Origin of the sequence: Burkholderia sp. Ax-1720 (assembly GCF_011753035.1) — a bacterium.
Lineage (GTDB): Bacteria > Pseudomonadota > Gammaproteobacteria > Burkholderiales > Burkholderiaceae > Burkholderia > Burkholderia gladioli.
The window spans coordinates 31,827-56,793 of record NZ_VWWK01000015.1; the positions used below are offsets into that span (position 1 = coordinate 31,827).

Annotated in this window: 26 protein-coding genes and 2 pseudogenes; 8 read left to right on the forward strand and 20 right to left on the reverse strand. The window is 68.6% G+C overall.

The window, feature by feature from the left end; genetic code table 11:
- Positions 1-181 precede the first annotated feature (181 nt).
- The 3 genes from F3J18_RS07380 (at position 182) to F3J18_RS07390 (ending at position 3,143) form a co-directional block, all read left to right on the forward strand.
- The gene (locus F3J18_RS07380) at positions 182-904 is read left to right on the forward strand and encodes a response regulator (protein WP_025097251.1); all 723 of its coding nucleotides are present in this window, start codon (positions 182-184) and stop codon (positions 902-904) included.
- Positions 905-2,212 (forward strand): ATP-binding protein, encoded by a 1,308-nt coding sequence (locus F3J18_RS07385; RefSeq protein WP_166912275.1) that lies wholly within the window; start codon positions 905-907, stop codon positions 2,210-2,212.
- 112 nt (positions 2,213-2,324) lie between these two features.
- Positions 2,325-3,143, forward strand: a complete 819-nt coding sequence (locus F3J18_RS07390; protein ID WP_084152403.1) for an FkbM family methyltransferase — start codon at positions 2,325-2,327, stop codon at positions 3,141-3,143.
- Positions 3,144-3,195: 52 nt separating this feature from the next.
- Here F3J18_RS07390 and F3J18_RS07395 read toward each other — a convergent pair whose 3' ends face one another.
- The 11 genes from F3J18_RS07395 to mnmE all read right to left on the reverse strand — a co-directional run bounded on the left by F3J18_RS07395 (position 3,196) and on the right by mnmE (position 13,194).
- Positions 3,196-3,735, reverse strand: coding sequence for a chalcone isomerase family protein (locus F3J18_RS07395; protein WP_205195346.1), 540 nt, complete (start codon positions 3,733-3,735; stop codon positions 3,196-3,198).
- Entirely contained in the window at positions 3,728-4,942 is a 1,215-nt protein-coding gene (locus tag F3J18_RS07400) for a cyclopropane-fatty-acyl-phospholipid synthase family protein (RefSeq protein ID WP_025097254.1), read from the reverse strand. The genes F3J18_RS07395 and F3J18_RS07400 overlap by 8 nt, the downstream gene beginning before the upstream one ends.
- Complete coding sequence (locus F3J18_RS07405) at positions 4,939-5,787, reverse strand: DUF1365 domain-containing protein (RefSeq protein WP_025097255.1); 849 nt, start codon at positions 5,785-5,787, stop codon at positions 4,939-4,941. The genes F3J18_RS07400 and F3J18_RS07405 overlap by 4 nt, the downstream gene beginning before the upstream one ends.
- Positions 5,784-7,082, reverse strand: a complete 1,299-nt coding sequence (locus F3J18_RS07410; RefSeq protein ID WP_166912277.1) for an FAD-dependent oxidoreductase — start codon at positions 7,080-7,082, stop codon at positions 5,784-5,786. The genes F3J18_RS07405 and F3J18_RS07410 overlap by 4 nt, the downstream gene beginning before the upstream one ends.
- Positions 7,083-7,179: 97 nt before the next feature.
- Entirely contained in the window at positions 7,180-7,794 is a 615-nt protein-coding gene (locus F3J18_RS07415) for a lipocalin family protein (RefSeq protein WP_166912279.1), read from the reverse strand.
- Positions 7,791-8,891: a class I SAM-dependent methyltransferase gene (locus F3J18_RS07420; RefSeq protein ID WP_166912281.1), complete on the reverse strand. Its 1,101-nt coding sequence runs from the start codon at positions 8,889-8,891 to the stop codon at positions 7,791-7,793. The genes F3J18_RS07415 and F3J18_RS07420 overlap by 4 nt, the downstream gene beginning before the upstream one ends.
- Positions 8,888-9,706: a DUF1295 domain-containing protein gene (locus tag F3J18_RS07425; RefSeq protein WP_166912283.1), complete on the reverse strand. Its 819-nt coding sequence runs from the start codon at positions 9,704-9,706 to the stop codon at positions 8,888-8,890. Before F3J18_RS07425 ends, F3J18_RS07420 begins: the two co-directional genes overlap by 4 nt.
- Before the next feature lie 183 nt (positions 9,707-9,889).
- Positions 9,890-10,624, reverse strand: coding sequence for an anti-sigma factor (locus F3J18_RS07430; protein WP_166912285.1), 735 nt, complete (start codon positions 10,622-10,624; stop codon positions 9,890-9,892).
- The gene (locus F3J18_RS07435) at positions 10,621-11,235 is read right to left on the reverse strand and encodes a sigma-70 family RNA polymerase sigma factor (protein WP_166912287.1); all 615 of its coding nucleotides are present in this window, start codon (positions 11,233-11,235) and stop codon (positions 10,621-10,623) included. Before F3J18_RS07435 ends, F3J18_RS07430 begins: the two co-directional genes overlap by 4 nt.
- A 216-nt stretch (positions 11,236-11,451) precedes the next feature.
- Positions 11,452-11,721: a DUF3761 domain-containing protein gene (locus tag F3J18_RS07440; RefSeq protein WP_166912289.1), complete on the reverse strand. Its 270-nt coding sequence runs from the start codon at positions 11,719-11,721 to the stop codon at positions 11,452-11,454.
- 66 nt (positions 11,722-11,787) lie between these two features.
- Positions 11,788-13,194, reverse strand: coding sequence for a tRNA uridine-5-carboxymethylaminomethyl(34) synthesis GTPase MnmE (gene mnmE, locus F3J18_RS07445; protein WP_166912291.1), 1,407 nt, complete (start codon positions 13,192-13,194; stop codon positions 11,788-11,790).
- Between the two features lie 340 nt (positions 13,195-13,534).
- Here mnmE and F3J18_RS07450 point away from each other — a divergent pair, with 340 nt between their 5' ends.
- Entirely contained in the window at positions 13,535-13,954 is a 420-nt protein-coding gene (locus F3J18_RS07450) for a transcriptional regulator (RefSeq protein WP_036039204.1), read from the forward strand.
- Between the two features lie 332 nt (positions 13,955-14,286).
- Entirely contained in the window at positions 14,287-14,709 is a 423-nt protein-coding gene (locus F3J18_RS07455; protein ID WP_013699792.1) for a transcriptional regulator, read from the forward strand.
- Positions 14,710-14,808: 99 nt separating this feature from the next.
- Here F3J18_RS07455 and yidC read toward each other — a convergent pair whose 3' ends face one another.
- The 4 genes from yidC to rpmH form a co-directional block, all read right to left on the reverse strand.
- A complete protein-coding gene (gene yidC / locus F3J18_RS07460; protein WP_166912293.1) occupies positions 14,809-16,470 on the reverse strand; it encodes a membrane protein insertase YidC in 1,662 nt (553 codons plus the stop codon).
- An 8-nt stretch (positions 16,471-16,478) separates the two neighbouring features.
- Positions 16,479-16,745 (reverse strand): membrane protein insertion efficiency factor YidD, encoded by a 267-nt coding sequence (yidD, locus tag F3J18_RS07465; protein WP_081060853.1) that lies wholly within the window; start codon positions 16,743-16,745, stop codon positions 16,479-16,481.
- 78 nt (positions 16,746-16,823) lie between these two features.
- Positions 16,824-17,234, reverse strand: a complete 411-nt coding sequence (gene rnpA, locus F3J18_RS07470; RefSeq protein WP_152554301.1) for a ribonuclease P protein component — start codon at positions 17,232-17,234, stop codon at positions 16,824-16,826.
- Between the two features lie 73 nt (positions 17,235-17,307).
- On the reverse strand, positions 17,308-17,442 hold the full coding sequence (rpmH, locus tag F3J18_RS07475; protein WP_004198824.1) for a 50S ribosomal protein L34: 135 nt from the start codon (positions 17,440-17,442) through the stop codon (positions 17,308-17,310).
- 430 nt (positions 17,443-17,872) lie between these two features.
- On the opposite strand from rpmH, the pseudogene F3J18_RS38645 reads away from it, so the two are divergent.
- Positions 17,873-18,206, forward strand: a pseudogene (locus F3J18_RS38645) (DnaA N-terminal domain-containing protein); the annotation flags it as partial.
- Here the strand turns inward: F3J18_RS38645 and F3J18_RS07485 are convergent.
- The 3 genes and pseudogenes from F3J18_RS07485 to F3J18_RS07495 all read right to left on the reverse strand — a co-directional run.
- Positions 18,181-18,882, reverse strand: a pseudogene (locus tag F3J18_RS07485) (DUF2242 domain-containing protein); the annotation flags it as partial. The pseudogenes F3J18_RS38645 and F3J18_RS07485 sit on opposite strands and share 26 nt — an antisense overlap.
- 256 nt (positions 18,883-19,138) lie before the next feature.
- Positions 19,139-19,567, reverse strand: a complete 429-nt coding sequence (locus F3J18_RS07490) for an Hsp20/alpha crystallin family protein (RefSeq protein ID WP_166912295.1) — start codon at positions 19,565-19,567, stop codon at positions 19,139-19,141.
- 21 nt (positions 19,568-19,588) lie between these two features.
- Positions 19,589-20,065 carry an Hsp20/alpha crystallin family protein gene (locus tag F3J18_RS07495; protein WP_025098599.1) on the reverse strand — a complete coding sequence of 159 codons (477 nt, stop codon included), beginning with the start codon at positions 20,063-20,065 and terminating at the stop codon, positions 19,589-19,591.
- 661 nt (positions 20,066-20,726) lie between these two features.
- On the opposite strand from F3J18_RS07495, the gene F3J18_RS07500 reads away from it, so the two are divergent.
- Together F3J18_RS07500 and F3J18_RS07505 are read left to right on the forward strand one after the other, a co-directional pair.
- Positions 20,727-22,592, forward strand: coding sequence for a phosphoenolpyruvate carboxykinase (GTP) (locus tag F3J18_RS07500; RefSeq protein ID WP_166912297.1), 1,866 nt, complete (start codon positions 20,727-20,729; stop codon positions 22,590-22,592).
- A 192-nt stretch (positions 22,593-22,784) separates the two neighbouring features.
- Positions 22,785-23,705 carry a 3-hydroxyacyl-CoA dehydrogenase NAD-binding domain-containing protein gene (locus F3J18_RS07505; RefSeq protein WP_166912299.1) on the forward strand — a complete coding sequence of 307 codons (921 nt, stop codon included), beginning with the start codon at positions 22,785-22,787 and terminating at the stop codon, positions 23,703-23,705.
- A gap of 25 nt (positions 23,706-23,730) precedes the next feature.
- Here the strand turns inward: F3J18_RS07505 and F3J18_RS07510 are convergent, their stop codons facing one another.
- Positions 23,731-24,525, reverse strand: coding sequence for a helix-turn-helix transcriptional regulator (locus F3J18_RS07510; RefSeq protein ID WP_025098596.1), 795 nt, complete (start codon positions 24,523-24,525; stop codon positions 23,731-23,733).
- A 131-nt stretch (positions 24,526-24,656) separates the two neighbouring features.
- Positions 24,657-24,926, reverse strand: a complete 270-nt coding sequence (locus F3J18_RS07515) for a DUF4148 domain-containing protein (RefSeq protein WP_166912301.1) — start codon at positions 24,924-24,926, stop codon at positions 24,657-24,659.
- Between the last annotated feature and the right edge of the window lie 41 nt (positions 24,927-24,967).

Sequence of the window (24,967 nt, forward strand, 5' to 3'; positions counted from 1 at the left end):
CGAGACTGTCCCGAATCTGCGGGGAATCTGTGATCAATTGTGTTCAAGTGTCCGCGATTGTGCTTTCGCGGCTTTTGCCGCGACTGACGCGGATAGAATCGGCCTGCCGCGCTCCTGCCGCCTTCTTGCCGCCTTCTTGCCGCCGCCATGCCGGGCAGGCCGCGGGCATTCCGGGATGACCATGACAGACGAACCACTCAAACATCGCGTGCTGCTGATCGAGGACGACGACCGCCTCGCCCAGTTGGTGAGCGAATATCTCGACGGCTATGAATTCGTGGTGACGGTGGTTCGCCGCGGCGACCTGGCCGTCGCCGCGGTGCGCGAGCACCAGCCGGCGCTGGTGATACTCGACCTGATGCTGCCCAACCTGGACGGCATGGAAGTCTGCCGCCGCATTCGCGCCTTCGCCGACATGCCGGTGCTGATCCTGACCGCGCGCACCGACGTCTACGACCAGGTCGCCGGCCTCGAGATGGGCGCCGACGACTACGTGACCAAGCCGATCGAGCCGCGCGTGCTGGTGGCGCGCGCCCGCGCGCTGCTGCGCCGGGCCCAGCCCGCCGGCGCGGCGCCGGCCGCGCCCGAGCTGCTGGTGTTCGGAGAACTGAGGATCTCGCCGCCCAATCGCAGCGTCACCTGGCGCGGCGAGCCGGTCGAGCTGAAGACTGCCGAGTTCAACCTGCTGCTGGTGCTGGCCCGCGCGGCCGGCACCGTGCTGAGTCGCGACGACATCCTCAGGCAGTTGCGCGGCATCGAGTTCGACGGCCTCGACCGCTCGGTCGATTCCGGCATCTCGAAGCTGCGCCGCCGCTTCGAGGATGCCGCTTCCGCCGAGCCGCACCGGATCAAGACGATCTGGGGCCGCGGTTACCTGTTCAGCCCTTCCGCCTGGGACGAGTGAATGCTGCGCCCGCTGATCAAGCTCTACCTCATCGTGATCGTCTGCGTCGCGCTGTCGATCATGTTCATCCAGCTCTCGTTCGACCGCATCTTCTTCTACCAGCGCGTGGCCGATGCCGAGCGCGAATCGCTGAGCACCTACGCCTTCGTGCTCAACGACTACCTGGAACGCCATCCCGGCGCCCAGCGCCAGCTCGCGCTGCGCGAGCTGGCGCGGCACGGCAAGGACGGCTTCGGCTTCCTGACGATGCAGGAGGCGCGCTCGCGGCTGCGCGGCACGCCGCTGCGCGATCTCGAGGCCGGCCGGATCGCGATCGGCTACGACAGCAAGGATTACTACATGCCGCTGGCCGACGGCAGCGTGCTCCATTCGCATCCCGCCGAAACCTTCGATCTCGACATCCGCATCTACGCCTACCTGCTGCTCGCCTTCGCCACGCTGCTGGCGGTGATGTCCTGGATCCACTTCCACTGGCGCGACCTGCGCCGGCTTCAGGCCGCCGCGCGCGCGTTCGGCGCGGGGCGGCTGTCCACGCGCGTGCTGCTGCCGCGCAAGTCGAACATCTACGAGCTGTCGCGGCAGTTCAACGACATGGCCGAGCGCATCGAGGCCTCGATCAAGCAGCAGCGCGAGATGATGCAGGCCATCTCGCACGAGCTGAAGACGCCGCTGGCGCGGCTCGAATTCGGGCTCGAGCTGCTGGCCGCGCCGGATGAGACGCAGCGCATGCGCGAGCGCCGCGAGGCGCTGCGGCACGACGTGCGCGAGCTCGACGAGCTCGTCACCGAGCTGCTGACGATCGGCCGGCTCGAGCAGGGCGCGAGCCAGCTCGCCGCGATGGAGGTGGCGGTCGACGCGCTGATCGGCAGCGTCGCCGGCAGCGTGGCCTTCGACGTGGCCGATCGCGGGATCGAGCTCGACGTGTCGACGCGCGGCGCGCCGGCCAGCCACATCTGCGATCCGAAGTTGATCGCGCGGGCGCTGCTGAACCTGATCCGCAACGGCGCGCGTTATGCCGACAGGATGGTCCTGCTGGCGGCGACCGGCGACGCCGCCGGCGCGCTGGTGCTGAGCGTCGACGACGACGGGCCCGGCATTCCGGTGGTCGACCGTGCACGCGTGTTCGAGCCGTTCCAGCGCCTCGACGCGAGCCGCGACCGGCGCACCGGCGGCTTCGGGCTGGGGCTGGCGATCGTGCAGCGCATCGCGCTGGCGCATGGCGGGGAGGTGCGGCTCGAGGATTCGCCGCTGGGCGGGGCGCGCTTCGTGATCACGCTGCCGGGGCAACTCCCGTCGGGAGGGCGATAAGGCGTGCCGTCGAGCTTCGCCGGCACGCTGCCGGATGCCGCCACATTCCACTCGACCCGCAATTGCCGTCGGGCATAATTCGCTTTCCCTCCAACATGCCCGGAAAAGCGCCATGCCGACGCGAGAGCTGCTGTACACGGAAATCGAATCTCATATCCGCGAGCACGGCAAGGCGAGCTTCGAGATCGGATCGATTCCGATCACGCTCGACCTCTCCCATCGGCACGAACGCTACTACGCCGCATCGCTGCTGCTGGATATCCGCTATCCGCAAGGCGACGTCGACCGGGCCCTGTTCCGCCGCTTCGTCCGGGCAGGCGACCAGGTGCTCGATGCCGGCGCGAACATCGGCGTCACGGCACTCGAGATGCTCGAGGCGGGCGCGCGCCGCGTGATCGCGGCCGAGCCGATCCCGGAACTGTATGCGCGGCTCGCGAGCCTGGCGACGGATCGCGTGGTGCCGATCCAGCAGGCGATCTCGGCCGCGCCCGGCCAGGCGACGATCACCATGTCGTTGACCCATAACCAGGGCTCGAGCCTGAAGGACGAGGTGCTTGCCCTGTTCCCCTCGATCTTCGGCGACACGCACCAGACGCTTTCCGTGGCGACCACCACGATCGACGCGCTGCGTGCCGAGCACGGCAGCTTCGATGTCTGGAAGCTCGACATCGAGGGCGCGGAAGTGGATGCGCTGATCGGCGCCCGGGAAACGCTGGCCCATCGCCCGCCTCATACCATCATCGCCGAGCTGTATGGCGACCTGCGCCATGGCTTCCGCGAGCACCTGCAACAGACGCATCCTCACGGCCATCGCGTGTTCCTGCGCAAGACCGACTACCAGCTCGACTTCGCCGATGTCGATGCCGAACCCGGCGAGCTGCACCACCACACGAGCCCGATGTTCGTGTTCTCGCAGAAGCCGGTCGTTTGAGCCGGCGCTGGAAGGAGCCGGCTCAGGACGCGCGCGGAGTCGGCGCGCGAAATCACGGGGCGACGTCACCGAGCAGCTTCCGGCGCAACGCCGGTGCTCGGGTTCGCGGGTCCAGCCAGATCGAGAAGAAGGCTTTCGCGAACACCGGGTCGTCCACCGCCACACCAGGCTGGCCGTTGCGATAGAAACGCGCGCCCTGGCCGGGCAGATAGACACCACAGAGACTATCGCCGGGCACGACATCATCGAATGCACGCACCATGTCCGCCTGCCAGGCCGCTCGGACTTCGTCCGTCAGCGCGCCGCCGGCCAGCCGGTCGATCTCGTGCATGCCGGCGCCGACCAACTGCTTGCGCGAGAAATGGCGGCGGTAGCTCAGCTCCAGCGCGAACGGCGCATCGAAATCGACCGGCGCCCGATTCGCATACAGGCGCGCGTCATAGAGGCAGATGCCGAGCACGCAGAAATCCCCCGCACCGACCAGCCGCGCCTGCGCCAGTTCATCGACGCAGCCGGCCTGCGCGCCTCGCGCCAGCAACAGCACGAGCGAGGCGAGGCACCAGCCGCGCGATGCCCACGCGACGCTAGGCATCGCGTGCAACCAGGAAGTGGACCACGTCCGTGCGCCCTTCGAGGAAGGCGGCTTCGCAATAGCCCAGGTAGAGGCGCCAGGTGCGGATGAACAGCTCGTCGAAACCCTGCTCGCGTATGGCGTCCAGACGCGCCTCGAAGGCATCCCGCCAGGCCCGCAGCGTGCGCGCGTAATCCTGGCCGAAGGCGAACACCGGCGTCGCGACCAGCGCGGCATCGCGGGCGGCCGCCACGAAACGCCCGGGGCTGGGCAGCATGCCGCCCGGAAAGATCGTCTCGCGGATGAAGTCGCTGGAGGCGCGATAGGCCTCGAAACGCGCGTCGTCGATCGTGATCGACTGCACCAGCGCACGCGCGCCCGGCTTCAGGCAGCGCTGCAGCGTGGCGAAATAGCCGGGCCAGAAGGCCTGCCCGACCGCCTCGAACATCTCGATCGAGACGATCGCATCGTACTGGCCGGCCGCGTCGCGGTAGTCGCACAAATGCACGTGCGCATGATCGGCGAGCCCCTTGCGGGCCATCCGCTGCACCGCGAACGTGTACTGCTCCTGCGAGATCGTCAGCGCGTCGACGCGGATGCCGAGCCGCGCCGCATGTTCCGCGAAACCGCCCCAGCCGCAGCCGATCTCCAGCACGCGCATCCCGGCGCGCAGGCCGAGCGTATCGACGATGCGCTGGTACTTGGCGGCCTGGGCCGCCTCCAGCGAGCGGGCCGGATCGCCGTCGAAGCAGGCGCTGGAATAGGTCCAGCTCGGATCGAGCCACTGCGCATAGAAGGCGTTGCCGATGTCGTAGTGCGCGTGGATATTGCGGCGGCTGCCGGCGCGCGAGTTCGCGCGCAGCCGATGACGCAGCGCGTACCAGAGGCGCGCCAGCCGCCCGCCGTCGATGGTCGGCGCGACGGCATCCTGGTTGCGCAGCGCGAGCCTGACCAGGGCCACCAGGTCGGGCACCTCGACCCATCCCGCGCGATAGGCGTCGGCCAGGCCGATGTCGCCGCTGCGCAGGATCCGGCGGCAGGCGCGCCAGTCGTGGATCTGCAGGGTCGCGGCGGGCGCCTGGTGCGGATCGCCGAACACCAGTTGCGCGCCTTCCGGCGTGACCAGGGTGAGATGGCCATGCCGCATCCGGCGCAGCAGCGCGAGGAACCATTTCGCGCTGAGCGGCTGCGCGGTTTCGGAATGGGAACGGACATGCAGCAGGTTCATGGACGAGCCTCGTGACGGGAATTCGCCGGCGCCGCGCGGCGGCGGCAGCCGGAAACGGAAGAATCGAATACGGCAGGATCGGATGTGGCCGGCTCGGGCGGCTGCGGCGGCCGGCTGCCGTGGAAGGGCACGCGCTTGCGCGCCAGTTGCAGCGCCTGCCAATGGATGCGCCAGAGCGTGCCGATCACGTCGAATGGCCGGCGCGCGAAGCGCCACCACGCGCTCGGCTCGCGCCGTTCGCGCATCGCGATCGCGGTGCGCAACAGCAAACCCGCCTCGTCGTGATGATCGATCGCGACGTTCCAGCGGTCCCGGTCGCGCAGCACGCGAAAGCGGTAGCCGCCGCTCACCGTGCAGAACGGCGAGACATGAAAGGTCTTGCGGCAGTCGAGCACCGTCTCGCCGTCGATCGGCGCGTGTGCCGGCGCGCTGAGCAGGTAGCCATGCCGCGCGCCGAAGGTGTTGCGCACGTCCGCGTACAGCGCGCGCAGGCGTCCCTCGCGATCGTGGCAGTACCAGAAGCTCACCGGGTTGAAGGCATGACCGAACAGGCGCGGCATCGTCTGGAGCCAGATCTCGCCGTCGGCCGGGATGCCGGCTTCGGCCAGGCGAGCGCGCATCCACGGTTCGAGCGGACTGCCGTCGCAGGGACCGTAGTCGCGCGTGGCGAGGCCGAGCGGGCGCCAGCGATCGATGCCGAACCAGAACGACGAAGGGCGCGCGAAACGGTCGAGCCGGCAGGCCACCTGCAGCAAGCGATAGCGAAACGCGTGATGCGCGGGCCGCAGGCGCTCGTGCATCACCTGCCCGACCAGCAGCCGCAGGCTGTCGTCGGCCGGCTTCATGGCCGCGCCCAGCTCGGCGCGACGCCGAAATCGCGCGCCACGCGCAGCGCCGACCTGAGCCCGTCCTCGTGGAAGCCGTAGCCGGTCCAGGCGCCCGCGAACCAGGTGCCGCGCTGCCCCTGCAGCTCGGGCAGGCGCTGCTGGGCATCGACGGCGGCCAGGTCGAGCAGCGGATGTTCGTAGTGATAGCGGCCGAGCAGCGTATGCGGCGCCGGCTCCGCCAGCGGATTGAGCGTCACCACCACCGGCGTGTGGAACGGCAGCGGCTGCAACTGGTTGAGCAGGTAGCTGACGCAGACCGGCTGCGCGTCCTCGCCCTGGCGGCGGCTCAGGTAGTTCCAGGCCGACCAGACGCGGCGCCGGCGCGGCAGCAGCGCGGGATCGGTGTGCAGCAGCGCGAGGTTGCGCTGGTAGCGGATCGCGCCCAGCACCGCGCGCTCCTCGTCGCTGGCGTCGGCCAGCAGGCGCAGGCTGGTCGGCGCGTGGCAGGCCAGCACGATGGCGTCGAAATGCTCGGCGCCCGCGTCGTCGGTCCAGACGATGGCGCCGCCGCGATGACGCCGCACCACGCGCACGCGCGCGTTCAGGCGCACGTCGGGCAGCGTCGCCGCAATGCGCTCGACGTACTGGCGGGAGCCGCCCGACACGGTTTTCCACGGCGGCCGGTGGTTGACCTGGAGCAGGGCGTGGTTCAGGCAGAAGCGCAGGAAGGTGGCCGCGGGAAAACGCAGGACGTCGCTGGCCGCGCTCGACCAGATCGCGGCCGCCATCGGCAGCAGGTAGTGCTGCCGGAACGGTGCGCCGTAGCCGCCGTCGGCCAGCAACTCCCCGACCGAGAAGCGCTGCCGCTGGGCGGACTCGAGATGACGCTCGGCCGATGCGTTGAAGCGCAGGATGTCGCGCAGCATGCCGAGGAAGCTCGGCGAGAACAGGTTGCGCCGCTGCGCGAACACGGTGTTGAGGTTGGTGCCCGCCCATTCGAGCCGGCCTTCGTCCACCGACACCGAAAAGGACATGTCGCTGCCGTGGGTGCGCACGCCGAGCTCGTCGAACAGGGCGACGAGATTCGGATAGGTGCGATCGTTGAACACCAGGAAGCCGGTGTCGACCGGATGACGCTCGCCGTCGAGTTCGACGTCCACGGTATGGGCGTGGCCGCCCAGGTAGTCGGCGGCCTCGAACAGCGTCACCCGATGCTGGCGCGCCAGCAGGTAGGCACTGGCCAGGCCGGCGATCCCGGCGCCGATCACGGCGATACGGCGGCCTGGCGGCATGGCGGGAACGGGATGGGACATGGACGTCGGGCTCCGTTTGGGATGAGCTGCGTTCGGCGGTTTCCTGTTGATACGGATCAGGCGCCGCGGCGGATGCAGATCGGCGCCATCTCGCGTCCTATTCGTTTGCCGGCGGCGAGGCGAAGCCGGGCCGGCCGAGCTGGGCGGGCAGTTGCGGCACGCGGCGGAAGCGGCTGGTGTCGTAGCCCATCGCGTCGAAGCGCGCGAGCAGCGAGCGGTAGGTGGCCTCGTCCATCTCCGGCTCGCGCGAGAAGATCCAGCCGAGCGACTTGCCGGGATAGCCGATCAGCGTGTAGCGGTAGTCGGGGTCGACGTAGAGCGTCAGTTGGGAGACGTGGATCGGCCAGAACAGTCGCACGCGCCACGCACCGCCGCCGCTGCCGGGCACCACCGTGTCGAGGAACTGGTAGCGGCTTTCCGGCTGGTCGAAACCGCCGCGCCGGCCGACGAAGGCGTCGTCGATCCGGCCGTCCTGACGCAGCGTCCACTCGGCGCGGCTGGCGACGACATCGCGCTCGGCGAAGTAGGGAATGTTGGCGATCACGTACCAGCGTCCCATGTAGCGCGGCAGGTCGACCGGCACGGTGACCAGCGGCAGCGCCGCGCGCGGGTTCGGGTTCGGCGGGCCACCCGAGCATCCGCTCAGGCCGAGCGCCGCCGCCAGCGCAAGGCAACGCAGAATGGCGCGATACATCGAGCGGGCCGGCTTCATCGGCGCGCCGCCCGCTTGTCGAACAGGTAATGCGCGACGCCCCATTCCTGCCCGGCGCGATAGCCGAACAGCTCGGCCACCGCCATGTAGAACATCCGCCAGCGCTGGAACCAGACGGGCGCCTGCGCGCCGTAAGCCTCCACCAGCACCGGCATGACGCGCTCGTGCGCGGCATCGAGCGAGCCCAGCCAATGCTCGGCGGTGCGCGCGTAATGCGTGCCGTCCAGCCACCATTGGCGCGTCACGCGCAGATCGTCCTGGAAGCGCAGCAGCAGGTTGGCCGAGGGCATGGTGCCGCCCGTGAAGAAATAACGGGACATCCAGTCGCTGCCGTCGCGAACGGTGAAGTGATACGCGAGCGAGCGATGCGCGAACAGATGCACGAACAGCCGGCCGTCGTCGTGCAGCCAGCCTGCGATCTTCGCGAGCAGCAGGCCGTAGTGCTTCATGTGCTCGAACATCTCGATCGACAGCACGCGGTCGAAGCGCTCGGTGCCGGCGTCGAATTCGTGGTCGACCACGTTGCCGGTCACGATCCGCAGATTCGTCAGTCCCAACTCGGCCGCGCGCTGCTCGATGAAGGCGCGCTGCCCATGCGAGTTGGACAGGCCGACGATCTCGGCGCGCGGATAGCGGCGGGCCAGCCACAGCGAGAGCGAACCCCAGCCGCAGCCGAGATCGAGGATGCGCTGGCCGTCGGCCAGGCCGGCGCGCTCGGCATAGAGCCCGAGCATCGCCTGCTCGGCTTCGGCGAGCGTCTCGCTGCCCGTCGGGTAATGGCAGCACGAATACTTCAGGCAGGGCCCCAGATGCGCCGCGAAGAAAGCGCCCGGCAGCTCGTAGTGCTGCGCGTTGGCCGCCTGCGTCTCGATCGCGATCGGGCTGGCGCGCAGCTCGGCCAGCAGGGCCTCGAAGGCTTCCGCCTGGCGGGCGCTGTCGCCGGCGTGCTCGTCGCGCAGGCGCTGGCGCAGCAGCGCGCGCATGCCGAGCCGGATCGCCGCGTCGGGCAGCCAGCCGCGCTCGGCGCAGCGTAGGGCGAAACCGTCCGGCGCTTCGGCGCGCGGAACGGCGGACGAGTCGGTGGTGACGGCGCTCATGGTCGAGGCTCTCCTGGATCGGTGGAAGATGCGGTGGATGGCCGGCGCGGCGGCCAGGGGATCAGCGCGCTGGTGCGGCGCCGGTATTCGCGATAACCGGCGCGGCTGTGCACCAGGTGCTCCTCCAGCAGCGGGATGCCGGATACCTTGAGCAGCAGCCAGGCCATCAGCAGCGGCGGCGCCAGCGTGGCCCAGCCCCAGGGCCGTCCCAGCGCCCAGGCGGCATAGGCGCACCAGTGCAGGCATTCGAAGAAATAGTTGGGATGGCGCGAGTAGCGCCACCAGCCCACGCCGCAGACCTGGCCGCGTCGTTCGGGCCGGGCCACGAAGCGTCGCAGCTGGCGGTCGGCGGCGGCTTCGCCCGCCACCGAGGCGATCCAGATCGCCAGCGCGAGCGCCATCGCGAACCGCGAAGGCGGATCGGCTTGATAAGCCGGCACGAAGAAGGCGATCGCCAGCAGGATCGACACCACCGCCTGGAGCAGGAAGAAGGCCAGCATCCGCCATGCCGCCGATGCGCCCCAGCGCTCGCGCAGCGCGCGATAGCGGTAGTCCTCGGGCTGGCCGTGGTTGCGGCGCCAGAGATGCCAGCCGAGCCGCCAGCCCCACGCGCCGCCGCAAACGGCGACGAACAGGCGGTTGAACGCATCGCCCGGCGCCACGACGGCGACGAGCACGGCGACGCCGCCCAGCGACAGTGCCCAGACCGGGTCGATCATCCCCGCATTGCGGGTGCGTAGCTGGACCGCCCAGGCCGCCGTGAAGACGGCGATCAGGGCAAGCAGGACAAGGACGAAAGCGGCGATAAACGACATGCAGGCTCCGGGGCAGGCTTCATGGCGGCTTGAAGCGGATACGGAGCAGCGGGCGCAACGGATGCAGGGAATGCGACGAATCGGCGGATAGCCGCGTCAGGCCGTGATGCGGCGGAGGGCGGGAACGCTGGAAGGAGCAAGGCGGGCCGGCGGCTCGGGCTGCCGGCGCCGCCCCGCGCGGCGTCAGGCGGTGTGAACCTGGCCGGTGGCGATCACCGGGCCGGTCGGCTGGCCGGTGGGCGAGCCGCCCGTCGGCTCCACCGAGACGGCGAGCACCGCCTGGGTCTTGAGCTGCGCCACGATCTGCGGCGGCAGCGACATGGTGGCCGGCGCATCGGACGGGAACACACCGAGCGCGACCGGCTTCGCGCCTGGAGCGATCAACCAGAGCTCGGTCGAGCGATCGGCGGCGATGCTCGGCTTGACCGCCGGCGTGACGATCATCTGCGCGCGCTGCAGGTCGACGGTGGCGGTCCAATGCGCCGTGCCGTCCTCGCGGGCGATGGTCGCGACCAGGTAGGACGGCGCCGAGGCGACCGGCGTGGCCGGCTTTTCCAGCGTGCCCAGGTCCACCGCGAGCAGCGCGACCACGGCAACGCTGGCGCCGATCCCGACCCAGCGCCACAGCACCAGGTTGTTCCACCAGCCCACGCGAGCCGGCGCGGCACGCGGCGCCGACGGCGCATCCAGCCAGCCGAGGTCGCGCTGGATGCGCTGCCAGACGCGCGCGGGCGGTGCCACGGCCGGCACCGCCTCGGCCAGCGGCGCGAGCCGCCGCTCCCAGCGCAGCAGCGTGTCGCGCAGGCGCGGATCGCGCTCGACGCTGGCTTCCAGCGCCCGGCGCTCGTCGGCGTCGAGCACGCCGAGCACGTATTCCGCGCAGCGCAGGTCGGGGTCGAGTTCGGGAGGCGTGGTCATCGCTCGAGGCAGCTCTTGAGCTGGATCAGGCTGCGCCGGATCCAGCTTTTCATGGTTCCGAGCGGCACCTGCCGCCGCTCGGCCAGCTCGTTGTAGGACGCGCCGGTGTAGAAGGCCTCGCGCACCACGCCGCGCTGCATGGCTTCGAGCTGTTGCAGGCAGCGTTCCAGGCGCAGGCGCTCCTGGCTCGCCTCGGCATCGGCGGCCGGCGTGGGCGCCTCGTCGGCCAGTTCGGCCCAGGATTCGTCGTCGCCGAGCGGCACCTCGCGATGTTGCCGGATCCGGTCGATGGCGCGGTTGCGGGCGAGCGTCACGAGCCAGGTCAGCGCGCCGCCGCGCGTGGCGTCGAAGCTGTCGGCCCGTCGCCAGGCGGTCATGAACGCATCCTGGAGGATGTCCTCGGCCTCGCCCTTGTCGCGGACCATGCGGAGAATCACGCCGAACACGCGCGGCGCCGCCGCGCGGTACAGCGCGGAGAAGGAGGCCTGGTCGCCTTGCGCGACCTGTTCGAGCAGGCTGTCGAGTTCGGGAGAGGACGAGGTACGCCCGGTCGCCGCTTGGGCGCGGTCGACCGGATCGGGGCGCGCTGCATCACCGGACGGTTCGTTCATTCGCGAAGAAGGGCGAGCGCCACCCCGGCGGGATGGTCTGTCGCAATATACCATCGCGAATCGCCATGTCAGCGATTGGCTCAGCGTCAGGTGATGCGAGGGTTCCATCGTCGGGGGCGGGCGTTGTCCTGGATCTTCCTCGATACGGATCAGGCGCCGCGGTGGATGCAGGCGATTGGAAATCGGGCCGGGCGGATGATGCTGCTGCCTCGGCCGTCATTGCCACTGCGCCACGCCGCCATGGCGCGAGCAGGTGCCGGAACGATGCCGGCTGAAGCTGTAGCTGCCGTCGCGACAACGCGCGGTGGCGCCGGCCGGGACTTCGCCGTTGCGTGAGTGCGCAGGGGAATGAACCTGCTCGCCGTCGCGGTTCGTGTAGTGGCCGTGCTCCTGAAGCTGGGATTCGTCAGGGGTTAGCTGGGGCTGGTAGGCGAAGGCGGGCGCGACAAGCACGCCCAGCAGCGCGGCAAGCAGGAATCGTTTCATTGGGGTCCCCCGCGGCGGCTTTGGCCGGTGGTTTATGGGTGCATCTTGGGCAGGCTGGGCGCCGGCTTACTTCCCGATGCAGAACCGACTAAAAATAACCCCCAGAAGATCATCCGAAGTGAATTCTCCAGTGATCGAATTCAACTGCTCCTGCGCCAGCCTCAACTCCTCGGCAAACAGATCGAGCGCCTGCGCATTCTGATCCGCATGATCCGCCGCCTGCGCCAGATGCTCCCGCGCCGCGCGCAGCGCCACCAGGTGGCGCTCGCGCGCGAGATACACGCTTTCGGCGCCCGCCTGCCAGCCGGCGATGCGCAGCAGCTCGGCGCGCAGCAGGTCGATCCCGTCGCCCTGCTTGGCCGACAGGCGCAGCTCGGTGAGATCGACCTCGCCCGCCGCGCCGCTGCCCGGGTGCGTCACCGAAGCCGTCTCGCCGCTCAGGTCCGTCTTGTTGAACACACGCACCACTGGCACACCGACCGGGAAACGCTCGGCGATCGCGCGGTCCTCGGCGCCGAGGCCCGTCTGTGCGTCGAGCAGGTGCAGCACCACGTCGGCGCGCTCGATCTCGCCCCAGGTACGCGCGATGCCGATCTTCTCGACCTCGTCCTCGGTCTCGCGCAGGCCGGCGGTATCGATGATGTGCAGCGGAATGCCCTCGACCTGGATGGTCTGCGCGACCTTGTCGCGCGTGGTGCCGGCGATCGGCGTGACGATCGCCAGCTCGGCGCCGGCCAGCGCATTGAGCAGCGAGGACTTGCCAACGTTAGGCTGCCCGGCCAGCACCACCGACATGCCCTCGCGCAGCAAGGCGCCCTGCCGCGCGTCGCCGAGCACCTGCGCGAGCCGCTCGCGGATCCGGGCGAGCTTGCCGCGCGCGTCGGCCGCCTCCAGGAAGTCGATCTCCTCCTCGGGAAAGTCGAGCGTCGCCTCCACCAGCATACGCAGGCCGATCACGTCCTCGACCAGTGCATGGATGTCGCGCGAGAACACCCCGTCGAGCGAGCGGCCGGCCGAACGCACCGCCGCCTCGGTGCTGGCCTCGATCAGGTCGGCCACGGCCTCGGCCTGCGCCAGGTCGAGCTTGTCGTTGAGGAAGGCGCGGCGCGTGAACTCGCCGGGCTCGGCGAGCCGCAAGGCGTGCTCGTGCCCGGCGTCGAGGCAGCGTTGCAGCACCAGCTGCAGCACGATCGGGCCGCCGTGGCCCTGCAGTTCGAGCACGTGCTCGCCCGTGTAGGAATTCGGCGCGGTGAAGTACAGCGCGATGCCGCGATCGAGCGCCGCGCCGGCTGCGTCGAGAAAGGGCACGTAGCTCGCGTGGCGCGGCGCCAGCACCTGGCCGCACACGGCGCGCATCAGCGCTTCGGCCGCCGCGGCGCCGGCGCGACCGAACGACACGCGCACCACGCCGATCCCGCCGCGGCCGGAAGCAGTGGCAATGGCGACGATCGGATCGGAATCGGTAGCTGGCATCGGGATATCGGGATCAGGAAAGGAGGTTCGAACCAGCGTCATGAGGTCGCCGCCGGAACGCCGCATTGTAGCGTGGCCGCCCAGGCGCCACGGGCTCGCGGCCGGGACATGAAGCCATTGGATGTGAGTGGCAGGCAGGCATCATCTTTTAGCTCGATTGCGCTAATACCGAGATTCGCCGTCTCATGCATCGAAGCCACGAAATCCGCTCTTACCGCCTATTTACGAGATAATACCGGGCATCGACTGGCCTTTCGGCCAGTACCTCTCAGCGCTCAATGAGATAAATCTTTCGTAGCCGGTTGTTATCGGACGCGAACCCCGATTGCACAATCGGCGCATGCCTAGCCTCGACGAAAAACTGGCGTTTTCGGAACGCCTCAAATTCGCGCTACAGCGCAGTCCGGAGAAGCCCTCGGGAGCCACGGAACTGGCGCTGCATTTCAATCTGCGCTATCGCGGCGCGCAGCCGGTATCGGCACAAACCACCCACAAATGGCTGACGGGCCGCACCATTCCCACCGTCGACAAACTCGTCACGCTCACCGAATGGCTGCGGGTCGACCTGCACTGGCTCCACTACGGCCCGCCGCCGAGCAACTCGGCGGGCACGCCCAATCCCCTGCCGCGCGACGAACGTTACCCGCCTACCGCCGAGACGATCGAACTGGCCAGCAAGATCGAAGCGCTCTCATCCCATCACCGTTACCTGGTCCAGGAACTGATCGAGCAGTTCTACGGCGGCGCGACGGGGCGCTGAGCTTCGCATCGACGCGGCGCAATGTCGCGATCAACAGGATTCACCCACTTCGCCCGGGCCGCGCAGGCTTGGCCGTTAGTTGCATTTGAGACAAAGCCCATCAGACGGCTATCCATGATCCGGCACATTCTCCTAAACACGCTAAATCGTCGCGGGCCAGCCTCATAGCGTCGCAGCACTTCACATGCCGATCATCCCCAACCAGCAAGGCATTTTAGAGATAACGCTGCGCACATTACGCATCCGAAAACAGTTAAATCGACGCTCATTCGAGATAAATATGGCGCGACCGGTTGTCGCTATAGCCAAGGCTCGCTTGCACAATCTGGCGCATGCCGACCCGAGATGAGAAAACGGCGTTTTCGGAACGCCTGAAATTCGCCTTGATGCGCAGCCCGGAAAAAGTCTCGGGCGCGACCGAACTCGCCCTGCACTTCAACCTGCGGCACCACGGCGAGCACCCGGTCTCGCCGCAGACGGCGCACAAATGGCTGACCGGCCGCACCATCCCGACCACCGACAAGCTCGAGACGCTGGCCGGCTGGCTGCGCGTCGACGCGCACTGGCTGCATTACGGGCCGCCGCCCTCGGTGGCCGCGCGCAACACGCCGAAACCGCTGCCGCGCGACGAGACATACCCGCCCACGCCGGAGACGATCGAGCTGGCCACCAAGATCGAGGCGCTTTCGCCGCATCACCGCTACCTGGTGCAGGAGCTGATCGAACAGTTCTACGGCGACGCCTCCGAGCACTGATCCGCGCAACTTTCCGTTTCCGTCACACATAAAAAAAACCGCCCGGCTAGACCGGGCGGTTTTTCTTCATGCATCCAGCTCAGGCCGTTTCCAGCTCGATCAGCTGGCCGCCTTCTTCTTGCCGATGGTGCGCGTGATGTAGTACTGCTGCGCGATCGACAGCACGTTGTTGACCACGTAGTACAACACCAGGCCGGCCGGGAAGAAGAAGAACATCACCGAGAACGCGATCGGCATGAACATCATCATCTTGGCCTGGACCGGGTCCGGCGGCGTCGGGTTCAGGCGCGTCTGCAGGAACATCGAACCGGCCATCAGCACGGGCAGGATGAAGAACGGATCGCGCTGCGACAGATCGTGGATCCAGAGAATCCAGGGCGCGCCGCGCATTTCCACCGAGGCCAGCAGCACCCAGTACAGCGAGATGAACACCGGGATCTGGATCACCACCGGCAGGCAGCCGCCGAACGGGTTGACCTTCTCCGTCTTGTAGAGCTCCATCAGCGCCGCGTTCATCTTCTGCGGATCGCTCTTGAAGCGTTCGCGCAGCGCCTGCATGCGCGGCGTGATTTCCTTCATGCGCGCCATCGACTTGTAGCTCGCCGCCGACAGCGGGAAGAACACGGCCTTGATCAGCAGCGTGAGCAGCACGATCGACCAGCCCCAGTTGCCCACGTAGCCGTGGATCTTCTGCAGCAGCCAGAACAGCGGCTTGGCGATGATCGTCACCCAGCCGTAATCCTTCACCAGGTCGAGGCCCGGGGCGATGCCTTCCAGCACGCGCTCCTCTTCCGGGCCGGCGAACAGGCGCGCCGACACGTCGGCCGACTGGCCCGGCTCGATGGTCTTGACCGGCTCCTTCACGCCCACGCGATACAGCGACGGGTCGATCTTCTCGACATAGATGTCGCGCTTGACGCCCTGCTGCGGAATCCAGGCCGACGCGAAGTAATGCTGGACCATCGCCACCCAGCCGTTGTCGGCCGAGTTGATGTATTCCGCCTTGTTCTTGTCGATGTCGCTGAAGGTGATCTTCTGGAAGTGCTTCTGGTCGGTGTAGACGGCCGGCCCGAGGAAGGTGTGCGAGAACAGCGGCGTTTCCACCGGCGTGCTGTCGCGCACGATTTCCATGTAGACGGTCGGCGTGACCGGGGCCGTGCCGACGTTGTCGATCTTGGTGTCGACGCCGATCACGTAGCTGCCGCGCGTGAAGGTATAGGTCTTCACCACCTTCACGCCGCCCTTCTCCTGCGACTCGAAGGACAGCTTCATGCTGTCCTGGCCGGCCGCCAGCGCGCTGGGGTTGCCCGCCGCCGGCGTGTACAGGTCGTTGTGGTTCGGGAAGTTGCCGCCCGTCACGCCGGTGCGCGCCAGGTAGGTGTGATCCTTGGTGTGGTCGAACAGCGTGACGAACAGGTCGGGCTGCTTGCCGTCGCCTTCCTTCTTCAGCGTCAGCTTCGCCAGCGTGCCGCCGCGCGTGTCGATCTCGCCGTCATAGACGTCGGTCGAGAACTTCACCAGCTGCGCCTGGGCGATCGGCGCGGTGGAATCGGGTGCCGTGGTCGAGGCGGCCGGCAGGGCCGCCGGCGCGCCGCCGGCCGCCGAGGCGCCGCTGCTCGCATCGGTCGAGGAGGCGCCGGTGGTCTGCGTGACGTTCGGGAAGAACATCGACTGGCGTCCATGGGCACGCTGCCAGTTGTCGTACAGCATGACCGCTGACATGAAGAAGATCACCCATAGGACGGTGCGTTTGATATCCATGCGTTGTCTCAGAGTCGATGGGACGGCGCTTCAGCGTCGTGGCTGGCGCAAGGACCGGAACGGGCCGGTGGTACCAGATCGATGCCGCCGGCGGAAAAAGGATGGCAGCGGCACAGGCGCCTGGCGGCCAGGTAGGTGCCGCGCGCGGCGCCATGATACTGGATTGCCTCGCGCGCGTAATCCGAACAGGAAGGGTAAAAACGGCAACGGCTGCCGAGGAAAGGACTCACGGCAGCCTTGTAGAAACGCAGCAACGCGATCAAAACCGTTTGCATAGCAGTCGGCGCCTGCGCGCCGCCATGTGGCCGGACATATCCTCGGGATGCATCCGGCCCGTACCTCGTGGGGAAAGCTCAGTCCGCCGCGGGCTTCGCGGGCCCGCGCCGCACGACCTCGCGCGCCGCCTTGTCCAGCAGCTCGCGGATCTCGCCCTCGCACAACGCGGCGAGCGGCGCGGAAGCCGCGCTCGGCATCGCCTTCGCGTCGAAGCGCGTATGCAGCCGCAGCAGCAGGTCCCAGCCGGCGAACTCGGCGCGGCGCCGGCGAAACGCGTCGCGGGCGAGGCGCTTCACCAGGTTGCGCGTGACCGCGCGCGGCGCGAACTTCTTGCCGATCACCAGGCCCAGACGCGCGTCACCGCCCGTCGGCTTGCCGTAGATCACGAAGTGCGCGCTGCGCCGCCAGGGCCGCAAACGAAAAACGGATGAGAACTCATCCGTTTTCAGAAGCCGCGCGGCTTTCGGGAAGGTCGCGCCCACCAGCAACGGATCGATGCCGGGGCCTGCGACTGCGTTGCCCGCATCGCCGCGCACGGCACACACGGCGTATCGCCCGCCCTTAGATGGCCAGGCGCTTGCGACCCTTCGCACGACGTGCGTTGATGACCTTGCGGCCACCCGCCGTCTTCATGCGGACGCGGAAACCATGGGTACGCTTGCGACGCGTGACGGAAGGTTGGTAGGTACGTTTCATGTTGCTCTCACTTTGACGAGAATATCGGTAATCAGGGACCGCGTGCCCGATCCTTCAGGCCACCGGGCGAACGCAATCGCCGAAAATCTAGGATTGGTTTTCGCGGAACCCGCTATTTAAACCGTTTTTCTGTGGACGGTCAATACTTTAGGCCCTGCCTCGGCCCCATTTCCGCCTCCGCCCCCGCGATCCTGCGCCCACCCGCCCGATCGCCCCACCCCTGTGGATAACTCCCGCGACGCGCGTTTTTGGCGGTAGAATCTCGCCTTATCTCCAGGAATCCCGCACGCCGCTCCGGCCCGTCCTGTGCCCCAAACCCTTGTGGCACCAGCCTCCGGAGCATGCTCGCTCGGCCGCACCGGGCCTTGTTGCCAATCCGCGACAAGGGCGGCCTCGTGCCGCTGTGCAACCCAAGAACGACAGCAACTCAATGAACGAATTCTGGCAACACTGTTCCGCCCTGCTGGAGCGTGAATTGACGCCCCAGCAGTACGTGACGTGGATAAAACCGCTGGCGCCGGTGGCCTTCGACGCCGCCGCGCACACCTTGTCCATTGCCGCCCCCAACCGCTTCAAGCTCGACTGGGTGAAGAGCCAGTTCTCGGGCCGGATCTCCGATCTGGCCCGAGATTTCTGGAACGCGCCGATCGACGTGCAGTTCGTGCTCGACCCGAAGGCCGGCGCGCGCAGCGCCGCGCCGGCGGTCGCGCCGCGTCCGTCGGTGGCCGCCACCGGCACCGGCGCGAGGCCCGAGATCGGTGCCGAGGGCGGGGTCGGCACGGCCGGCGTCTTCAGCTTCACCGAGCCGTCGTCGCCGGGCGTGCCGGTGCTCGGGGCCGGCTCCGGCAGCGGCGCCACCGGCTCCTTCTCGGCGGCCTTGGCGGCGGCCTTGCCGTGCCGCGCCGGGTCGACCTTCAGGAAGTGATCGACCAGCTTGAAGAAGCGGTCGTAGAACACGCCGGCGGGAATCGTCTCGCTGGCGATCTTCACCATCGAATCGTCGCTCGAGCCGATCGGCAGCGACACCGAGCCCAGCACCGAAAGACCGACGCTGGCCGAGGTATTGGTCTTCTTCAGCGTGTAGCGGTCCTGCACCGCGTTCACGTAGGCGATGCTCGAGCTCGAGTCCGCATCGGCGTCGACGCAGACCACGTGGAACTCGATCACCACGTGGGTATCGTTGTTCGGCTGGAAGTTCTTGCTGCCGTCCACCGTATCGGGCCGCGCCAGGTTGGTGATGTAGCCCTGGCTCAGCAGCGCGCGGCGCGCCGCCTCGCAGGTGGCCGTCGAACTCTCGTGGAAGGTATGCGTGTACGGGCTGCTCGATGCGTCGAACTGCTCCTGCGTGTACAGCGGCTTGGGCGCGGACGAGCAAGCCGCCAGCAGGGTGCCGGCGGCAAGCGCGCAAGTCAGGGAAATCAGGCTGGGTCGATTGTGCATGGCGTCGAGTAAGGGGCGGGCCCGCCGCCGCGCGGCCGTCGCGCTGCGAGGCCCCTGCCGGTTGCGTGACCGGCCGCTATTATAGTTTCCCCTGATGTCGGCCTGCAGTTGGGGCCGCCGGGCGCCATGAAAAAAAATCCCGCCGGTGGCGGCGGGAGGCGGGAGGCGGATCGAGAGCGGCCGGCCCGGCGCGGGCGCGGCCCCGGCATCGGGCGCCGCGCCTTGATGGCGACGGCGCGCCGATGGCGGACCAGGCTCAGGCCGTGCCCGTGGCCACCTCGATCTTGCGCGGCAGCGCTTCGGCGCGGCGCGGGATCCGCAGCGTCAGCAGGCCGTCGCGCAGGTTCGCCTCGATGCGCGCGGTATCGAAGTGCGGGCTGACCACGAAGCTGCGCAGATAGCGCGGCGCGCGCCATTCGGCGTGCTGCACGCGCAGGCCTTCGGTCTGCGGCAGCGACACCTGGGCGTCGATGGTCAGGCGGTTGTCGTGCACGCGCAGGTCGAGCCCGGCCTTCGAGACGCCGGGCAGGTCGGCCCACAGCGTGATGCCCTCGCTGTCCTCGACGATGTCGACGGCCGGCGTGACGGCCGGGCCGCGGCGCGGCGTCTCGCTGGCTGGCGTGGTTTCCGGCGCGGCAGTGTCGGCGACGGCGGGGCGATCGATCAGTTCGGACGTGGTGTTCATGGCGATATTCCTCGAGGCTGTTTACTGGACTTGGATCGAACGCGGCTGCGATGCCGCGCGCTTCGCGATACGGATGCGCAGGCAACCATCCTCGTAGCGCGCCTGGATGTCGTTGGCATCGGCATTCGAGGGCAGTTCGACGGCGCGACGGAAGCGTCCGCCGAAGCGCTCGCGGGCCAGCACGCGAGCGGCCGCACGCGGCGCCTCGCCTTCGGCCTGCGGTGCAGCGGGGCCGGCCTGCGCCTCGCGGCGCTCGCCCGTGATCGTCAGGAGTCCTTTGTCGATGCTGAGGTCGAAGTCGCCGGCCTGCATGCCTGGTGCCGCCACCACGATCTCGATCGCCTCGTCGGAGGCGCCGATGTTGATCGGCGGGAAGCTGTCGAAGCGCCCGCTGCGCGCGGCCGCCGCGAACGAGGGCGCGGCCAGCAGGCCCGACATCTGCCGCTGCAGCCGGTCGAATTCGCCGAACAGGCCGGCACCGAAACGATAAGTGGTCATGGTTCGAGTCCTCTCGAGGATCGGCACGCGCGGCCCTGTTTGAAACACGCGGCGTGCGATGCGTTGTCAACCGGCGGCGCGGGTCGCGCTCGCCTCATGGCTCCACAGGTAGGAACGCCGCGCGCGAATTCAAGAGGCCATCGTCAATCGAGCCTGCACGCGCATCGATGGCCGGGGCGCGAGCCCCTCGCCTCGTTTCGCGCGCGCCGTCGTGTCCGAGAGGAAAAGGTCCCGGGTGGAGGGCGGCGCCGAGAGAACCGCCGGGGTCGCGCCCCGCTTCAGGGCGATCCCTATCGGGATCATCCCGAATCGCGACCTCCAGCCGTCCCAAACTGCGGGAGCGCGATGGTATGCTGGCCTTCTTTCTTATAACGAGGTCGGCATCGGCAAGCTAGCGATGCCGATGACCAAGATCGATTCGCCTCTCGATACGCCAGAAGGTTCTGGTGCCGGCCGCGGCCATCTCCGCCGCCGCGCCGCCGCATTGCGCCGGAACCCGCCCGCAACGCCGGTGCCGCGCGCTCGCGCAACGGCTGCGGTTCGTCGCGAACCGCATCTTGCCTGGTCCGCCCGCATCCATGCGCCGCCGCGTCCACGCTGAAGCTTCATGCCGGGACGCGCGCCACCCACCGAATTCCTGTTCAACTACCTGGAGATTTCCATGACCCGAAGCCATGCGCTCGAGGCTACGCATTCCGTATCGCTCGACGTACCCGAGTACGTCCGGCACCGCGGCCTCGTCGACTGGGTGGCGCGCATCGCCGCGCTGACCGAACCCGAACGCGTCGTCTGGTGCGACGGCTCGCAAGAGGAATACGACCGCCTGTGCGAACAGATGGTCGCGCAGGGCACCATGATCCGGCTCGATCCGCTCAAGCGTCCGAACTCGTTCCTCGCGCTGTCCGATCCGTCCGACGTCGCGCGCGTCGAGGATCGCACCTTCATCTGCAGCGAAGCGCGCGAGGACGCGGGCCCGACCAATCACTGGATCGCGCCGGCCGAGATGCGCGTCACGCTCGACGGGCTGTTCCGCGGTGCGATGCGCGGCCGCACGCTCTACGTGGTGCCGTTCTCGATGGGCCCGCTCGGCTCGCCGATCGCGCATATCGGCGTGGAGCTGTCCGACAGCCCCTACGTGGCGGTCAACATGCGGATCATGACGCGCATGGGCCGCGACGTGTACGAGGTGCTCGGCGAGGACGGCCACTTCGTGCCCTGCGTGCACAGCGTCGGGCAGCCGCTGGCGGCCGGCGAGGCCGACGTGCGCTGGCCCTGCAACGACACCAAGTACATCGTCCACTTCCCCGAGACGCGCGAGATCTGGAGCTTCGGTTCGGGCTACGGCGGCAACGCGCTGCTCGGCAAGAAATGCTTCGCACTGCGGATCGCCTCGACCATGGGCCGCGACGAGGGCTGGCTCGCCGAGCACATGCTGATCCTCGGCGTGAGCGCGCCCGACGGCACCAAGCGCCATATCGCGGCGGCCTTCCCCTCGGCCTGCGGCAAGACCAACTTCGCGATGCTGATCCCGCCGGCCGGCTTCGAGGGCTGGAAGGTCACCACCATCGGCGACGACATCGCCTGGCTCAAGCCCGGCGCCGACGGCCGGCTCTACGCGATCAATCCCGAGGCGGGCTACTTCGGCGTGGCGCCCGGCACCGGCGAGAAGACCAATCCCAACGCGCTGGCCACGCTGCGCGAGAACGTGATCTTCACCAATGTCGCGCTGACCGATGACGGCGACGTCTGGTGGGAAGGCCTGACCGACACGCCGCCCGCCCACCTGCTCGACTGGCAGGGCCAGGACTGGACGCCGGAGATCGGCAAGGAGACCGGCCGCAAGGCCGCGCATCCGAACGCGCGCTTCACGGCGCCGGCCTCGCAATGCCCGTCGATCGACGCCGATTGGGACAATCCGGCCGGCGTGGCGATCGACGCCTTCGTGTTCGGCGGTCGCCGCTCGACCACGGTGCCGCTGGTGACCGAGGCTCGCGACTGGACCGAGGGCGTCTACATGGCCGCCACCATGGGCTCGGAAACCACCGCCGCGGCAGCCGGCAAGCAGGGCATCGTGCGCCGCGACCCGTTCGCGATGCTGCCGTTCTGCGGCTACAACATGAGCGACTACTTCTCGCACTGGCTCACGCTCGGCAAGCAGCTCGAGGCCTCGGGCGCGAGCCTGCCGAAGATCTACTGCGTGAACTGGTTCCGCAAGGATGCCGACGGCCGCTTCGCCTGGCCCGGCTTCGGCGAGAACATGCGCGTGCTGAAGTGGATGCTCGATCGCCTCGACGGGCGCGGCGAAGGCGTCGAGCATGCGCTGGGCATCACGCCGCGTTATCACGACCTGCACTGGCAGGGCCTGGCCTTCACGCCGGCGCAGTACGAGCAGGTCGCCTCGGTGGATCGCGAGGCCTGGCGCGAGGAGCTCGCGCTGCATGACGAGCTGTTCGACAAGCTGAAGGCGCGCCTGCCGCAGGCGCTCAGCGAGACCAAGGCGAAGTTCGAGTCGCGCCTGGCCGACTGAGGTCGGGCTTCATGAGAAAAACGCCACGCTGGCCGCAAGCCGCGTGGCGTTTTTCATTATCGGTTGCGCGCGCAAGGATTCCGCGACGAACGATGTGCCTCGCCTGCGCTTCGCGACGCGCAGGCGCCGATCGATGCGACAATCGTCGCCGGGCTTCCCGGACGACTCAACTACATCGGAGACACGCATCCCATGGACATCCAACGCATTGCCGTGATCGGCGCGGGCGTGATCGGCGCGAGCTGGACCGCCTTCTATCTCGACCAGGGTTTCGAACTGGTGGTGAGCGACCCGGCACCCGAGGCGGCAGCGCAACTGAACGCCGCGCTGCGGCGCTTCATGGGCGAGACGCGCCTCGGCGAATGCGCGGCGCGGCTGCGCTTCGAGGCCGATCTCGAGGCCGCGCTCGACGGCGTCGATTTCGTGCAGGAGAACGGCCCGGAACGGCTCGACGTGAAGCGCGAGCTGTATCGCCGCATGGATGCGCGGCTGCCGGCCGAGGCGCTGATCGCCTCCAGCTCGTCGGGGCTCACCATGTCGGCGATCCAGACCGCCTGCGAGCGCTATCCCGAACGCTGCCTGATCGCGCATCCCTTCAATCCGCCGCACCTGATCCCGCTGGTCGAGCTGGTCGGCGGCGAGGCCACCTCGGCCGAGACCATCGCGCGCGCGAAACGCTTCTACGACGCGCTCGGCAAGGTCACCATCGTGCTCAACAAGGAAATGGCCGGCCATGTCGCGAACCGGCTGGCGGCCGCGCTGTTCCGCGAGGTCTATCACCTGGTGGGCGAGGGCGTGGTCAGCGTGGCCGACGCCGACAAGGCCGTGTCGTGGGGGCCGGGCTTGCGCTGGGGACTGATGGGGCAGGGGCTGACCTACCACCTCGGCGGCGGCGAGGGCGGCATGGCGCATTTCCTCGACCATCTGTCGGGGCCCATCACGAGCTGGTGGGACGATCTCGGCACGCCTTCCTTCAACGAGACGGTCGATCGCAAGCTGGTCGAGGAACTGCGCGAGATCCAGGGCGAGCGCTCGATCGCCGAGTTCGGCGCCGAGCGCGATCGCCTGCTGGTCGAGCTGATCGAGGCGCGGCGCCGCAGCTTCCTGCCCTGAGCGTTCGGCTCGCCGCGTCGGCTTCTCAGTTGTAGAAGGCCGAGGGCGCCACGCCGAAATGCCGCTTGAACATCGCGGTGAAGGCGCTCTGGCTGCGATAGCCGTGGTCGAGCGCGACGCTGAGGATCTTCTCGCCGTGCGCGAGGCGTTTCAAGGCCAGCAGCAGGCGCGCCTGCTGGCGCCAGCGCCCGAAGGTCATGCCGGTCTCGCGGCTGAAGCCGCGGTAGAGCGTTTTTTCCGACATGCCGAACTGCCGGGCCCATTCGGTGATGGTGCGATCGTCGTGCGGCGAGGCCAGCAGCGCGTCGCAGACCGCGCGCAGCCGAGCATCGCGTGGCCAGGGCAGGTGCAGCGGCAATTGCGGCACCGAGTTCAGCTCGGCCAGCAGCAACTGCATCAGGTGCTCGTCGCGCGAGCCGGGCGCGTAATCGAGCGGCACGTCGATCGCCGCCACGATCAGCTCGCGCAGCAGCGGCGGCACGTCCACCACGCCGGTGCGCGCGCGCAGCGCCAGCGCCGCCGAGGGCTCGACGAACACGGTGCGCATCTGCACGTCGCCGCTCATCTGCACCGCGTGGTCGAGTCCGGCCTCGAGCCAGACGCCGCGCGTGGGCGGCACCACCCAGGCACCCGTTTCGGAGGTCACCTGCATCACGCCCTCGATGGCGTAGAGCAACTGCGCGCGGCGGTGCCGGTGCGTGGCGATGTGCAGGCCGTTCGGATAGCGCGCGGCCATCGCGGCGACCGGGCGCGGCGTGTTCTCGTAGGGCAGGTGGTCGACGGGCTCGGCTGCCGATCGGGGCGTGGCGAAAGGGGACATGGCGGCGGTCGGCTAGGCGCGCACGGCACGGTGCCGCGCGCGAAACACGCCCATCCTAGGGCGTTTCGCCGGTTTCGCCAATCGTCGCGGCCGGGCGGCGGCGGGCCGCCCGGATCGCGCGGATGCCGCGCTTATTGCTGCGCTTGCGTTTGCGGCTGCGGCTGCTGGGCCCAGCTCGGCGTCTTCGACTCGAAGCGCGCGCGGTTGCGCTCGATGGTGCTGTCGCTGGGCGGGTAGTCTCCGTCGGTGGTCGGGATGCTGCCCTCGCGGTAGGCCTGCACGAGTTCGGCGACCACTTGCGCGTGGGTCTTCTCGGGCGGCGTGGCGGCGGTGGACGACTGGGCCTGCGCCAGGGGCGCGACGGCGGCCAGCAGCAGCGGCAGGCAGAACAGGGATCGCATGATGGGGCTCCTTCATCGGCATCGCGGCGCGTTGTGCGCAC

Excerpts from the sequence above, each read along its gene's own strand:
- F3J18_RS07380 (WP_025097251.1), top strand. The coding sequence starts at position 182 with ATGACAGACGAACCACTCAAACATCGCGTGCTGCTGATCGAGGACGAC.
- F3J18_RS07385 (WP_166912275.1), top strand. The coding sequence starts at position 905 with ATGCTGCGCCCGCTGATCAAGCTCTACCTCATCGTGATCGTCTGCGTC.
- F3J18_RS07390 (WP_084152403.1), top strand. The coding sequence starts at position 2,325 with ATGCCGACGCGAGAGCTGCTGTACACGGAAATCGAATCTCATATCCGC.
- F3J18_RS07395 (WP_205195346.1), bottom strand. The coding sequence starts at position 3,735 with ATGCCTAGCGTCGCGTGGGCATCGCGCGGCTGGTGCCTCGCCTCGCTC.
- F3J18_RS07400 (WP_025097254.1), bottom strand. The coding sequence starts at position 4,942 with ATGAACCTGCTGCATGTCCGTTCCCATTCCGAAACCGCGCAGCCGCTC.
- F3J18_RS07405 (WP_025097255.1), bottom strand. The coding sequence starts at position 5,787 with ATGAAGCCGGCCGACGACAGCCTGCGGCTGCTGGTCGGGCAGGTGATG.
- F3J18_RS07410 (WP_166912277.1), bottom strand. The coding sequence starts at position 7,082 with ATGTCCCATCCCGTTCCCGCCATGCCGCCAGGCCGCCGTATCGCCGTG.
- F3J18_RS07415 (WP_166912279.1), bottom strand. The coding sequence starts at position 7,794 with ATGAAGCCGGCCCGCTCGATGTATCGCGCCATTCTGCGTTGCCTTGCG.
- F3J18_RS07420 (WP_166912281.1), bottom strand. The coding sequence starts at position 8,891 with ATGAGCGCCGTCACCACCGACTCGTCCGCCGTTCCGCGCGCCGAAGCG.
- F3J18_RS07425 (WP_166912283.1), bottom strand. The coding sequence starts at position 9,706 with ATGTCGTTTATCGCCGCTTTCGTCCTTGTCCTGCTTGCCCTGATCGCC.
- F3J18_RS07430 (WP_166912285.1), bottom strand. The coding sequence starts at position 10,624 with ATGACCACGCCTCCCGAACTCGACCCCGACCTGCGCTGCGCGGAATAC.
- F3J18_RS07435 (WP_166912287.1), bottom strand. The coding sequence starts at position 11,235 with ATGAACGAACCGTCCGGTGATGCAGCGCGCCCCGATCCGGTCGACCGC.
- F3J18_RS07440 (WP_166912289.1), bottom strand. The coding sequence starts at position 11,721 with ATGAAACGATTCCTGCTTGCCGCGCTGCTGGGCGTGCTTGTCGCGCCC.
- mnmE (WP_166912291.1), bottom strand. The coding sequence starts at position 13,194 with ATGCCAGCTACCGATTCCGATCCGATCGTCGCCATTGCCACTGCTTCC.
- F3J18_RS07450 (WP_036039204.1), top strand. The coding sequence starts at position 13,535 with ATGCCTAGCCTCGACGAAAAACTGGCGTTTTCGGAACGCCTCAAATTC.
- F3J18_RS07455 (WP_013699792.1), top strand. The coding sequence starts at position 14,287 with ATGCCGACCCGAGATGAGAAAACGGCGTTTTCGGAACGCCTGAAATTC.
- yidC (WP_166912293.1), bottom strand. The coding sequence starts at position 16,470 with ATGGATATCAAACGCACCGTCCTATGGGTGATCTTCTTCATGTCAGCG.
- yidD (WP_081060853.1), bottom strand. The coding sequence starts at position 16,745 with ATGCAAACGGTTTTGATCGCGTTGCTGCGTTTCTACAAGGCTGCCGTG.
- rpmH (WP_004198824.1), bottom strand. The coding sequence starts at position 17,442 with ATGAAACGTACCTACCAACCTTCCGTCACGCGTCGCAAGCGTACCCAT.
- F3J18_RS07490 (WP_166912295.1), bottom strand. The coding sequence starts at position 19,567 with ATGAACACCACGTCCGAACTGATCGATCGCCCCGCCGTCGCCGACACT.
- F3J18_RS07495 (WP_025098599.1), bottom strand. The coding sequence starts at position 20,065 with ATGACCACTTATCGTTTCGGTGCCGGCCTGTTCGGCGAATTCGACCGG.
- F3J18_RS07500 (WP_166912297.1), top strand. The coding sequence starts at position 20,727 with ATGACCCGAAGCCATGCGCTCGAGGCTACGCATTCCGTATCGCTCGAC.
- F3J18_RS07505 (WP_166912299.1), top strand. The coding sequence starts at position 22,785 with ATGGACATCCAACGCATTGCCGTGATCGGCGCGGGCGTGATCGGCGCG.
- F3J18_RS07510 (WP_025098596.1), bottom strand. The coding sequence starts at position 24,525 with ATGTCCCCTTTCGCCACGCCCCGATCGGCAGCCGAGCCCGTCGACCAC.
- F3J18_RS07515 (WP_166912301.1), bottom strand. The coding sequence starts at position 24,926 with ATGCGATCCCTGTTCTGCCTGCCGCTGCTGCTGGCCGCCGTCGCGCCC.